This window comes from Marinobacter sp. F4216 (assembly GCF_019931195.1).
GTDB lineage: Bacteria > Pseudomonadota > Gammaproteobacteria > Pseudomonadales > Oleiphilaceae > Marinobacter > Marinobacter suaedae.
In genome coordinates this window covers 809,611-821,876 of sequence record NZ_JAIOUO010000003.1, presented here as the reverse complement: position 1 = coordinate 821,876, position 12,266 = coordinate 809,611, and the positions used below count along the sequence as shown (strand labels likewise).

Genomic DNA, 12,266 nt, shown 5'->3' with positions numbered 1-12,266 from the left:
GGAGTGCAGGTTGTGACAGCTGTAGTGCGCGCAATTCAAGACTCAGATTGGACTGCCATTGATAAGATTCAATGGCAGTCTTACCCCGACGACCTGCATGAAGATATTGCGGTTCTGCGTCACAAGCAGCAGCTGTCACCCGACACTTGCTGGGTGGTCGTGGATGGTGGTGGCGAGGTTCAGGGCTATCTGCTCGCCCATCGCTGGCAAAGCACAACGGAGGTGCCAGCGCTCGATCAGCCATTGCCAGCCGTTGGCGGTAATGTTATGTATATCCACGACATGGCGCTCGCACCGAGCGCCCGAGGGAGGAGGCTTTCAAGGTTGCTTTGGCAGGCATTAATAGAACAGGTTCGACGAGAAAACCTGACAACCCTTGCTCTGGTGGCCGTGAACGATTCCCAGGATTACTGGCAGCACCGGGGGTTTGAAATCACGACCCCTGTGGCGGCGGAAAAAGGCTATGGAGCCCGCGCTGTACAGATGATCATGACACTCTAAATCAGGGCCTTGGCCCTGATTTTTTTTGTCTGAACCCAGGCGATGGCATGGATGCCATCGTTTACATAAAAAAAGAGAAACGCAGGGACGTACTCGTCAACAGCAACGATCTATAAATTATTAAAAAAAGGAACGTAAAAGCATGTTGAAACAGAAACTCACCACACTGGCCACCACGTCACTGCTCGGCGTAACGATGGCTGGCAACGCCATGGCAGCGGGTAACGTTAATTTTTACAACTGGTCCGATTACATCGCTGAGGAAACCCTGCCCGGGTTTACCGAGAAAACCGGAATCAATGTCAAATACGATGTTTTTGACAGCAACGAGGTTCTGGAGGCGAAGCTGCTGGCCGGTTCATCCGGTTATGATGTGGTTGTGCCTTCTGCATCGTTCATGGGCAAACAGATCACCGCTGGCGCGTATCAGAAGCTGGATAAGAGCAAGCTCACCAACTGGGATAATCTCAACCCGGTGATCATGAAAGTGATCGAAACCATCGATCCGGGCAACCAGTACTCCGTCCCTTACCTGTGGGGTACCACCGGTATCGGTTATAACCCTGAAAAGGTGGCTGAGGTGCTGGGCGAAGATGCACCGACCGACTCATGGGATCTTGTGTTCAAGCCGGAGAACCTGGCCAAGCTCAACAGCTGTGGTGTTGCGTTCCTGGACGCGCCGGCGGAAGTTATTCCCGCCGCGCTGCACTACCTGGGGCTGGATCCGAACTCCGAAAACCCGAAAGACTATGAGAAATCCGAAGCATTGCTGAGCGAGCTGGCGCCGCACATTACGTACTTCCACAGCTCTCGCTTCATTTCCGATCTCGCGAATGGTGACATCTGTGTTGCCGTGGGCTGGAGTGGTGACATTCTTCAGGCTGCCACGCGTGCAGAAGAGGCGGCTAACGGTGTTGAAGTGGCGTACACCATTCCGAAAGAAGGCGCAGGCATGTGGTTCGATATGCTGACCATCCCGGCGGATGCCTCCAACGTAGACGAAGCTCACCAGCTGATTAACTACCTGATGGATGCCGAAGTCATTGCCGGCGTTTCCAACTACGTCTGGTACGCCAACGGCAACAGCGCTTCCACGCCGCTGATCGATGAGGAAGTGACGGGTGACCCGAGCATTTACCCAACCCCGGAAGTCGAAGCAAAGCTTTACACGTTCAAGGTTTTGCCGCGCAAGATCGATCGCATCGTGACGCGCTCCTGGCAGACCATTAAATCTGGTAACTGATCAGGTTTAAGTTCTGACAAAAAAGCCGGTAGCACAGACGTGTGACCGGCTTTCTTATTTCTGGGGGTTAGCTGATCAGTCCGCTCGCGAAACGACTCAGAGTGTTGAGGGGCTTATGCAGCCACGGCAGTTTCTTCTCATGGCAAAGCCAGTCTTCCAGCGCGAACAGTCGTCCGAGGGTGTGAAAACCCAGCCAGGGCATCGGTTCGGCTTCCCAGTTTTTTAGTTGGCTGGGTTTACCCCGAATCACCCAGGGCTGTTCCGTAAAGACGCTGCCGGTCTCTGTGATCAGCTCGGCCAGCGTCTGTCCAAACAGGTGTGAGGCACCAACGCCTTCACCACCATAGCCGCCGGCATAGGCAATGCCGCTGTCTTTATCGAATCCTGCGAAAGGTCGGAAGCCTCTGCTCATGGCCAGCGAGCCGGCCCAGCGGTACTGGATGTCCTGTTCGGTCAGGCTGGGGAACAAACGCTGGAGGAAGGTGGTCGGTGCACGGAAAGCCGGGTCGTTCTGTGTGAATTCAAACCGTGCTTTGGCACCAAACTGATAGCCACCTCGCGCGCCAAACACCATGTGACCACCCTGGCTTCGCTGGCCATAGGTAATGCTCCGGCACAGGTCACTGAAGGCGAGTCCCGGTTTCTTGACGGTCTGCTGCCATTCGTGGTCCGACAGGCTCCGGGTCGCAATCACATTGGAGTAAACCGGCAATCGCTTTCTGGACAGCGGTTGCCAGGCAGGAGGAAAGGCTTCGCTGGCCAGCACAATGTGGCCACACAGAAGGGGTTGGGAGTTCACCGTCACACGTCGGTTCGATACTTCTTCAACCCGTGCCCGTTCAACAATCTGAACGCCCATCTCCCTCAGGGTGGAAGCCAATCCCAGGCAGAGTTTCACCGGGTTGATCGTGGCACAGTGGGGTGAGTACAGGCCGCCATAGAGATCGGGCATGTGCAGAAGGTTTTCTGCGTCCGGTTTGGCTAGCCAGTGGAAGGCTGACTCCGGCTGTCCGCTGGCCTGAATCGCTTTCAGCCAGGCATGGGCCGAGTGGGCTTGTTCGGGGTAGCGTGCGGCGGCGTACAGTACGCCGGCGTGGTTGAAGTCGCAATCGATCTGATGGGCATCACAGACAGCGCGAACGCTCTCAACAATGCCATACAGGAGCTGTTGGCTTTGCTGCCGCTGACTGTCCGGTAGGCTGCCAAGCCAATCCTCCTGGCCGGCCATGCCGCCAATCAGCCAGCCACCATTGCGCCCGGAGGCCCCATAGCCCACGTAGTGTTGTTCAAAAATGGCGATGCGCCACGTCGGACGCAGTTGCTTGAGAAAGTAGGCGGTCCAGAGACCGGTGAAGCCGCCACCGACGATGGCGGCATCTAGAGACTGCAGGTCGGGGCAGGGGGCTGCGGACTCGGGTTCCGGCAGCCCCTGCCACCAGAGAAGGTTCTGGGGAACCGCTGTTGACTCAGGCATAACCCAGGAGCAGATCGTACTCCATCTGAGTGACCTGTTGTTCAAACAGGTGCAGGTCGTGCCATTTGCAGGTTTTATAGACCTTCACAAAGGATTCGCCGAACCAGTCCGCGACGCGTACGTCCTTTTCCATGTTGCGCAAGGCATCACGAAGGTTGTCGGCCACGTGCGGATGTGTCTGATCGTAGGCATTGCCGGTGACCGGTTCGGGCGGTTCCATCCGATGGCGGATACCTTCGGCCACACCGGCAATCAACGCTGTTGCTACCAGGTAGGGGTTGGCGTCGGCGCCGGCCATGCGATGTTCAATGCGGGTGGCTGCTTTGCCGCCGGAGGGGATGCGCAACGCGACCGTGCGGTTATCGTAGCCCCAGTTTTTGGCGGTCGGCGCGAAGGCGCCCGGTGCCAGGCGCCGGTAGCTGTTGATGTTCGGGGCCATGAACGCCTGGGTGCTGTCGGCCATGCTCAACAGGCCTGCGACCAGATGACGCATGGTCGGATTGTTCACCGGGTTGTCCGCGGCCAGGATGTTCTTCCCATCCTGCATCAGGCTCAGGTGCATGTGCAGGCCGTTGCCCGATTCTTCGATATAGGGTTTTGCCATAAAGGTGGCTTCCATTCCGTGCCGCTTGGCAACATGACGGATAACCCGCTTGAGCAGAATGGCATGATCCACCGACCGTACGATGTTGTCCGAGTGGTGCAGATTCACCTCGAACTGACCGGGTGCGTACTCGGCAATTACGGTGTCAGCCGGAATGTCCTGGGCCCGGGCCGTCTGGATGACATCCTGGATAAAGGCATCGTACTCGTTCAGATCGTCAATGGAGTAAACTTGACAGGAGCCCATACGGCGACCGGTCTTCGACGATGCCGGTGGCTGTAACCGGCCGTCGGCATCCCGGTCGATATCCACCAGGTAAAATTCCAGTTCGGCGGCAAAGCCCACCTGATAGTTCAGTTCGTCAAAACGTTCCAGGGCGTTACAGAGAATCTGGCGGGGGTCGCTGAAGAACGGTTCATCGTTGTCATCAACCATGGTGCACAGTGCCTGCGCACGACTGCCGTCCTCAATCCAGGGAACGATGGCCAGGGTTTCCGGAATCAGGCAGCATTTCTGATCGCGATCGCCAACGTTCACGCCCAGGCCTGCCTCTTCCACGGTGGTTCCGGTGGCGTCCAGAGACATCACGGAGCCGGGCAGATAGAAGCCCTTGGTGGCTACCTTTTCCAGCAGATTGCGTTCGATTCGCTTTCCGCGCAGAACCCCATTGAGGTCACTGATCAGCAGCTCGATGGTGGTGACCTTCGGATAACGTTTTAAAAAAGCAGAGACTTCATTCTCAGTCATAGAGTTCGGCCCGTGTTATTCCGCAGCCTGGCTGCGCATGCTTGCGTTACAAGTGATCTATATATTGAACATAAGTTAACGCCATTTCTGGGTGAGTTCAAACAAAACCCACACCTTTCGATCAATATAATGCACAAAATGGGGACTGCTCGCCCAATAATGGGGCAGTCGAATTCAGTATTCTGCACGTGTAACCGTTTTTTCAACAAAAAGACGAAATTGGTGTTTAAAATAATTTATGGTTGTGTATGCTGAGGGTGTTCAAGATTTGAGTGCAGCCTACAATGATGAATTTAAATCGAAAACCGCTGGTTGGGGTCGTCAGCGACACCCAGACGATTGATCCGCATGTGTTTCACACGGCGGGCGACAAATATCTCAACGCACTGGCGCAGGCGTCTGGCGTGGTGCCGGTCATTCTGCCTTCCTTATTGCCAGATGTTCAGGTCACCGATTATCTTAGCCGCCTGGATGGCATCTTCCTGACCGGTTCGTATTCAATGGCCGAGCCCTCCCTGTACGGCGAATCCCGAATCGACCTTCCTTACCGCTACGACACCCGTCGCGATGCGTTGGCGAAGGCGCTGATCGATGCAGTGATTGCGTCGGATCTGCCCCTGTTCGGTGTCTGCCGTGGTTTCCAGGATATTAATGTGGCGTTGGGCGGGTCCTTGCACCAGGCAGTGCAGGACGTTGACGGGCTGAACGATCACCGGGAAGACAAGTCGCTTTCTCTTCCAGAGCAGTATGCCGCCGCACATCAGGTCGACGTTGTGTCCGGCGGCCTGCTGGAGCGCATCGTCGACCGTCCGTCCATGAATGTGAATTCGCTTCACTCCCAGGGCATTAACCGCTTGGGGTCGGGTCTGTCCGTGGAGGCGAATGCTCCGGATGGACTCATTGAAGCCCTTTCCATCGACGCCCTGTCCTTTGGCCTGGCCGTGCAGTGGCATCCGGAATGGAAAGTCATGGAAAACCAAGAACAAAAGCTAATTTTCGAGGCCTTTGGCGATGCGTGTCGTGCGCGACAGTCAAAGTAGGATGTATGGAAGAACTTAAGAAGTGGTTAACCGAGCACAAGATTACTGAGATCGAATGCATCACGCCGGACCAGACCGGAATCGCCCGCGGCAAGATCATGCCGACGGACAAGTTCCTGGCGGAAGGCGGTATTCGTCTGCCCGAGAGTATTTTGCTGCAGACCGCGACGGGTGATTATCCCGACGATGACGTTTTCTACAGACTGCTCGATCCACGTGACATTGATATGTTGCTGCGCCCGGACGGTGTTCCCTTTACCATTCCCTGGGCCGCAGAACCTTCTGCGCAGATCATTCATGATTGTCACGACTCCATGGGTAACCTGATGGAGCTCTCGCCGCGGGCGGTCCTGAAGAAGATTCTCAATCTGTATGAAGAGAAAGGCTGGCAGCCGATTGTTGCGCCGGAAGTGGAGTTTTATCTGACCAAGCGCTGCACGGATCCGGATATCCCTCTGGAGCCTCCCTATGGCCGCAGCGGTCGCCAGGAGAGCGGGCGTCAGAGTTTCAGCATCGATGCCGCTAACGAGTTTGATCCGATTGTTGAAGATATCTATGACTGGGCCGAGGACATGGGCCTGGACATTGACACCCTGATTCATGAAGAAGGGGCCGCCCAGCTGGAGTTCAACTTCCGCCATGGCGATGCACTGAAGCTGGCCGACCAGGTGTTTATCTTCAAGCGTCTGGTTCGCGAAGCCGCCCTGAAGCACAAGATGAATGCCACCTTTATGGCCAAGCCGGTTTCCGGTGAGCCTGGCAGTTCTATGCACGTGCACCAGTCGCTGGTCGATGCGAAATCCGGCCACAACCTGTTCTCCAATAAGGACGGCACTGCATCGACACTGTTCCATCACTACATCGGTGGCCTTCAGGCCTATATCCCGAGCGTCATGCCGATGCTGGCACCGAACGTGAACAGCTATCGCCGTTACCTGCCGGGTGCCGATGGCAACTCACCGGTGAATATTGAGTGGGCTGAAGAGAACCGCACGGTTGGCCTGCGGGTACCCGATGCGCCGCCTGCCGCGCGTCGTGTCGAAAACCGCCTGCCGGGCTCCGACGTCAACCCGTACCTGGCGCTGGCAGCTAACCTGCTGTGTGGCTACCTGGGCATGCTCAACGAAGTGAAGCCCAGAACGCCGGCGACCGGTCGCATGGGCAATGAAGCCGACGATACCATGCCATGGAACCTCGAGGCTGCCCTGGAGAACATGAGCAATTGCGAAGAAATCCGCGAGATCCTCGGTAACGACTTCGTCGATGGTTACGTGGCCACCCGTTGGGCGGAATACGAAGGGTTCAAGAAGGTGATCAGTTCCTGGGAGCGTCAGTACCTGCTCTCCACTGTCTGATCCATGACCCGGATGCGTTTGAACACATCCGGGCGTTAGCGGTTATAAACGATAAAAAAGGCAGAGGATGTGGCACCGCTGCCGAAAGTGAATTAGTTCGACCCAACTTGTTGCGCCGAACTATCGACTGGGAAAAACAAGCACATCAGTGCCCAGACAGTAAAAAACCAATAAAGGTGAGATGCACAATGAAAGCAGTAATGAAGCCCATTCTCGGGTTAGCTGTCGCAAGCACCGTCGCCTCAGCTGCCATAGCTGACGATCGCGTTGTTCGCGTCTACAACTGGTCCGACTACATCGCCGAAGACACCATCGAAAAATTTGAAGCCGCCACCGGCATCAAAGTGACCTACGACGTCTTTGACTCCAACGAAGTACTGGAAGCCAAGGTCCTGTCCGGTCAGTCCGGCTACGATGTTGTGGTACCCACATCCGACTACCTGGCTCGCCACGTTATTGCTGGTGCCTACCAGAAGCTCGACAAGTCCAAGATCCCCAACTGGGACAACCTGAGCGACGAGCTGCTGGCCAACCTGGAAAACTACGACAAGGGCAACCAGTACGGTGTTCCTTACCAGTGGGGTACCACCGGTATCGGTTACAACGTTGCCAAGGTTGAAGAAGCCCTGGGTGAAGATGCACCGACCGACAGCTGGGACCTGTTCTTCAACCCGGAGTACGCGTCAAAGCTGGCCGACTGCGGCGTAGCGGTTCTCGACTCGCCGGGTGAAGTCCTGCCTCTGGCCCTGTCCTACCTGGGGCTGGACCCCAACTCAAAGGATCGTGCGGATTACGACAAAGCCGGCGAGCTGATGAAGTCCATCAAGCCGAGCATCACTTACTTCCACAGCTCTCGCTACATCTCTGACCTGGCCAATGGCGACATCTGTCTGGCCATCGGCTGGAGCGGTGACGTGTTCCAGGCTATGGCACGTGCAGAAGAAGCCGAAAATGGTGTTGAAATCGCTTACTACATTCCGAAGGAAGGTACGGCGATGTGGTCCGACATGATGGCGATTCCGAAAGACGCCAACAATGTCGACGAGGCACACGAGTTCATCAACTTCGTTCTGGACGCCCAGATCGGCGCCGACATTACCAACTATGTCTGGTACGGCTCCCCGAACGAAGCGGCCAAGGAGTTCATCGACCCGGAAATCCTGGCCAATCCAGGTATTTACCCGGCCGAAGGTACCAAGCTGTTCACGTTTGAAGTTCTGCCAGAGAAAATCAATCGTTACATGACGCGTACCTGGACTTCGGTCAAATCTGACTAAGCATCTGTGCCGGGCACATCAGTGCCCGGCGTTCACTGTGGTGTTTTTTGAAAAGATTTTGTTATGACTTCTGATGAACTTGCTCGAAAAGACGGCCGTAAGCACGACGAAATTCTGCTGAGTATCCGTAACCTCAACAAATACTACGGCAACGTACTTGCAGTTGATGACACCAATCTGGATATCCGTCAGGGCGAAATCTTTGCTCTGCTGGGGGCATCCGGTTCCGGTAAATCCACGCTGCTGAGAATGCTGGCCGGATTCGAAGTGCCCTCGTCCGGTTCGATTATGCTGCACGGCAACGACATTGCCCATCTGCCGCCAAATGAACGTCCGTTCAATATGATGTTCCAGTCCTATGCACTGTTCCCGCATATGTCCGTGGAGAAAAACATTGCCTACGGTCTGAAGCACGACGGCATGTCGAAAGACGAAATCCACGATCGTGTGCAGAGCATGCTCAAGCTGGTTCATATGGAAAAGTATGCCAGCCGCAAACCTCATCAGCTTTCCGGCGGTCAGCGTCAGCGTGTTGCGCTGGTTCGCTCACTGGCCAAACACCCGAAGTTGCTCCTGCTTGATGAGCCTATGGGGGCTCTCGACAAGAAGCTGCGGACTGAAATGCAGCTCGAAGTGGTCGACATCATTGAACGGGTCGGCGTGACCTGTGTGATGGTCACCCACGACCAGGAAGAAGCCATGACCATGGCAGACCGCATTGCCATCATGGACGAAGGCCAGATTCAGCAGATTGGTTCACCGGTGGATATCTATGAAAGCCCGATGAACCGCATGGTGGCTGAATTCATCGGCTCGGTGAACGTATTTGAATCCGAAATCGTCGACGACCAGGAAAACTACATGGTCCTGCGTTCACCGGATGTCGAGAGCGACATCTTCGTGGGCCGTGGCGTGTCGTCTGCCGTTGACGATAAGAGCATGCTGTTCGCCCTGCGTCCCGAGAAGACGTTCATCAGCATGGATCGTCCGGACAAGGATAAGAATGTGACCCGCGGTGTGGTCGAGGACATCGCCTACCTGGGCGGGCACACGGTTTACTACGTCAAACTGCCATCTGGAAAAATCGTCCATTGCTTCCTGGCCAATACCGAACGTCGTGCTGAACGTCCGGATTGGGAGCAGGACGTCTGGGTTTACTGGCAGGACGACGCTGGCATGGTGATGCGCTCATGAATACGTATCCGACGCTGAAAAAGTTTGTGCCTCAGGGTAGGTATACCCTGATGGCCGCGCCCTTCCTCTGGCTCGGCATATTCTTTCTGCTGCCGTTCCTGTTCGTCGCCAAGATTTCCGTCGCCGAAGGCGCGCTGGCAATCCCGCCATACACCGCCTTGATCGAATGGCTCGACGGTGTACTGAACATCCGCGTCAGCTTCTACAACTTTCAGTGGCTGCTGGACGATCCGCTGTACATCCAGGCCTACTGGAATTCCATCAAGATGGCGTTCTGGTCGACGGTCTACTGCCTGCTGATCGGCTATCCGATGGCCTATGCCATCGCCAAGGCGCCTAAGGACAAGCAGACGGTATTGCTGTTGCTGGTGCTGCTGCCGAGCTGGACGTCCTTCCTGATCCGGGTCTATGCCTGGATGGGCTTGCTGAAGAACAACGGCCTCATCAACAACGCGCTGATGTGGCTGGGGGTGATTAACGAGCCGATTCAGATGCTGAACACCAACTTCGCCGTCTACATCGGCGTGGTGTATTCCTACCTGCCGTTTATGGTGCTGCCCCTGTACGCCAACCTGGTGAAGCACGATAACAGCCTGCTGGAAGCGGCCGCTGATCTCGGTGCTGGCCACATCAAACGCTTTTTCACCGTCACCTTCCCGTTGTCGATGAACGGTGTGATTGCGGGCTCGATGCTGGTCTTTATTCCTGTGGTGGGTGAGTACGTGATCCCTGAACTGCTTGGCGGTACTGAAACCATCATGATCGGTAAGGTGTTGTGGCAGGAATTCTTCAACAATCGTGACTGGCCAGTGGCGTCTGCCTTGGCGTTGATCATGGTCTTGATCCTGCTGGTTCCGATCGGCCTGTTCCACCGCATTCAGAACAAAGAGGGGGGCTTGTAATGCCACAGCGATTCAGTTTTTCCCGCTTGATGTTCTGGGTTGGTATCGCGTTTCTTTATGTGCCGATGCTCGTGCTGGTGGTGTACTCGTTTAACGAAAGCCGGCTGGTGACCGTATGGGCAGGCTTTTCGGGCAAATGGTACGTCGAACTGTTCCAGGATCAGCAGATCATGACGGCAGTCTGGAGATCCCTGCAGATCGCCTTCCTGTCGGCCTCGGCGGCGGTTGTACTGGCCATCCTGGGCTCGCTGATCATGGTTCGGCACCGCAATTTCAAAGGGCGTACGCTGTTCTCGGGCATGATCACCGCGCCGCTGGTAATGCCCGATGTCATCATCGGTCTGTCCATGTTGCTGCTGTTTGTGGCCATGGGGCAGATGATCGGCTGGCCGGAAAACCGGGGCATGCTGACCGTCTGGATTGCGCATACCACCTTCTGTCTGGCCTATTCCACGGTGGTGATCAGTTCACGCCTGCGTGAAATGGATCGCTCCCTTGAAGAGGCGTCGCTGGATCTGGGTGCCAATCAGATTCGTACCTTTTTCCAGGTGACCCTGCCGATCATTGCGCCGGCAATCGTTTCCGCCTGGCTGCTGTCGTTCACGCTGTCTCTGGACGATGTGGTTATCGCCAGCTTTGTGACCGGACCTGGCGCGACGACCCTGCCGATCGAAGTGTTCAGTTCGGTTCGCCTGGGTGTTACACCGAAGATCAATGCGTTGGCCACATTGATTATTGCCGCTGTCTCGTTGGTGGCCATCGGAAGTTGGTACCTCACCAAACGGATGAATGATCGAGTCAGTGCTCAGTTAGCCACGTCCTGATTTCAATTGACGGGGCAGTCAGTCAGGGTATATCCATGTCTGAATCCTTTGACCAATACGGAAACGGAGATCTGGCGTTTACGCGCCAGAGCAACTACGGAACTACGATAGAAGCCATGTACGCCGGCGCCACCAGCTTTATGCGCCGGCGGTACTCCCGGGATCTCACCGACGTCGACGTTGCCGTCGTCGGTGTTCCCTACGATCTGGCCACCTCCAACCGACCCGGCGCCCGGTTCGGGCCCCGTGGGGTCCGAGCGGCGTCCACCCAGCTGTCCTGGGCGCGCCCCTGGCCCTGGAGCAAGGACCCGTTCCGCACCCTCAATGTGGTCGACTACGGCGACTGTGTGTTCGACCCCGGCCGTCCAGACCGCATCGTGGAAGAGGTCATGGCATGGTATCAGCCGATCCTCGAGGCGGGCGTGACGCCCCTGAGCATCGGAGGAGACCACTTCGTGACCTATCCGATCATCCGGGCGCTGTCTGAAAAGCACGGTCCGATCTCGCTGATCCACTTCGACGCGCACTGCGACACCTGGGCCGACGAAGACGGGCGGATCGATCATGGCACCATGTTCTATCACGCCGCCAAGCAGGGGCTGGTGTCGCCGGAGGATTCCGTTCAGATCGGCATGCGTACCGTGAATGAGCGCAACCCCGGCTTTAACGTGTTTGATGCCATGTGGTTGCATGAAAACGGCGTTGATGCGGCGGTTGAACAGATCCGGTCCATCGTCGGCGACCGGCCTGCCTACCTGACGTTCGACATCGACTTCCTCGATCCTTCCTGCGCACCGGGCACCGGTACGCCGGTATGCGGTGGCTTTGATACGCTGATCGCGATCAAACTGCTGAAGGGATTGAAAGGGTTGAACCTGGTCGGCTGCGATGTGGTGGAGGTGGCACCGCCGTACGACCACGCCGAGGTTACCGCCCTGGCCGGTGCGACGGTGGCTACCAACCTGGTGTGTCTGCTGGCATCGGCTAAAGATCCGGAGTTCAGCTAGGAACGCTGGCGTAGAGTCAAACCTGTGTGAGCAGGTGAGTGACGGATTGAAAGCCCCGGATGAATAGCGTCCGGGGCTTTTTTCGTTTTGATGTTGTG

Annotated in this window: 11 protein-coding genes; 9 read left to right on the top strand and 2 right to left on the bottom strand. The window is 56.3% G+C overall.

Annotated features, from left to right (window positions below):
* Positions 1-12 precede the first annotated feature (12 nt).
* Positions 13-501 (top strand): GNAT family N-acetyltransferase, encoded by a 489-nt coding sequence (locus K8I84_RS09335; protein WP_223794474.1) that lies wholly within the window; start codon positions 13-15, stop codon positions 499-501.
* 142 nt (positions 502-643) lie between these two features.
* Complete coding sequence (locus K8I84_RS09330) at positions 644-1,744, top strand: polyamine ABC transporter substrate-binding protein (protein ID WP_223794473.1); 1,101 nt, start codon at positions 644-646, stop codon at positions 1,742-1,744.
* Positions 1,745-1,811: 67 nt separating this feature from the next.
* Here K8I84_RS09330 and K8I84_RS09325 read toward each other — a convergent pair whose 3' ends face one another.
* Positions 1,812-3,218 carry an NAD(P)/FAD-dependent oxidoreductase gene (locus tag K8I84_RS09325; RefSeq protein ID WP_223794472.1) on the bottom strand — a complete coding sequence of 469 codons (1,407 nt, stop codon included), beginning with the start codon at positions 3,216-3,218 and terminating at the stop codon, positions 1,812-1,814.
* The gene (locus K8I84_RS09320; protein ID WP_223794471.1) at positions 3,211-4,569 is read right to left on the bottom strand and encodes a glutamine synthetase family protein; all 1,359 of its coding nucleotides are present in this window, start codon (positions 4,567-4,569) and stop codon (positions 3,211-3,213) included. The genes K8I84_RS09325 and K8I84_RS09320 overlap by 8 nt, the downstream gene beginning before the upstream one ends.
* Before the next feature lie 284 nt (positions 4,570-4,853).
* On the opposite strand from K8I84_RS09320, the gene K8I84_RS09315 reads away from it, so the two are divergent.
* From K8I84_RS09315 to speB, 7 genes are all read left to right on the top strand, one after another.
* Positions 4,854-5,609, top strand: a complete 756-nt coding sequence (locus tag K8I84_RS09315; RefSeq protein WP_223794470.1) for a gamma-glutamyl-gamma-aminobutyrate hydrolase family protein — start codon at positions 4,854-4,856, stop codon at positions 5,607-5,609.
* A 5-nt stretch (positions 5,610-5,614) separates the two neighbouring features.
* The gene (locus K8I84_RS09310; RefSeq protein WP_223794469.1) at positions 5,615-6,964 is read left to right on the top strand and encodes a glutamine synthetase family protein; all 1,350 of its coding nucleotides are present in this window, start codon (positions 5,615-5,617) and stop codon (positions 6,962-6,964) included.
* Positions 6,965-7,152: 188 nt separating this feature from the next.
* Complete coding sequence (locus tag K8I84_RS09305) at positions 7,153-8,241, top strand: polyamine ABC transporter substrate-binding protein (RefSeq protein WP_223794468.1); 1,089 nt, start codon at positions 7,153-7,155, stop codon at positions 8,239-8,241.
* Between the two features lie 63 nt (positions 8,242-8,304).
* Positions 8,305-9,435, top strand: coding sequence for an ABC transporter ATP-binding protein (locus tag K8I84_RS09300; protein WP_223794467.1), 1,131 nt, complete (start codon positions 8,305-8,307; stop codon positions 9,433-9,435).
* Positions 9,432-10,337 (top strand): ABC transporter permease subunit, encoded by a 906-nt coding sequence (locus K8I84_RS09295; RefSeq protein ID WP_223794466.1) that lies wholly within the window; start codon positions 9,432-9,434, stop codon positions 10,335-10,337. Before K8I84_RS09300 ends, K8I84_RS09295 begins: the two co-directional genes overlap by 4 nt.
* Positions 10,337-11,161, top strand: a complete 825-nt coding sequence (locus K8I84_RS09290; protein ID WP_223794465.1) for an ABC transporter permease subunit — start codon at positions 10,337-10,339, stop codon at positions 11,159-11,161. Before K8I84_RS09295 ends, K8I84_RS09290 begins: the two co-directional genes overlap by 1 nt.
* A 35-nt stretch (positions 11,162-11,196) precedes the next feature.
* Complete coding sequence (gene speB, locus K8I84_RS09285; RefSeq protein WP_223794464.1) at positions 11,197-12,168, top strand: agmatinase; 972 nt, start codon at positions 11,197-11,199, stop codon at positions 12,166-12,168.
* Positions 12,169-12,266: the final 98 nt, after the last annotated feature.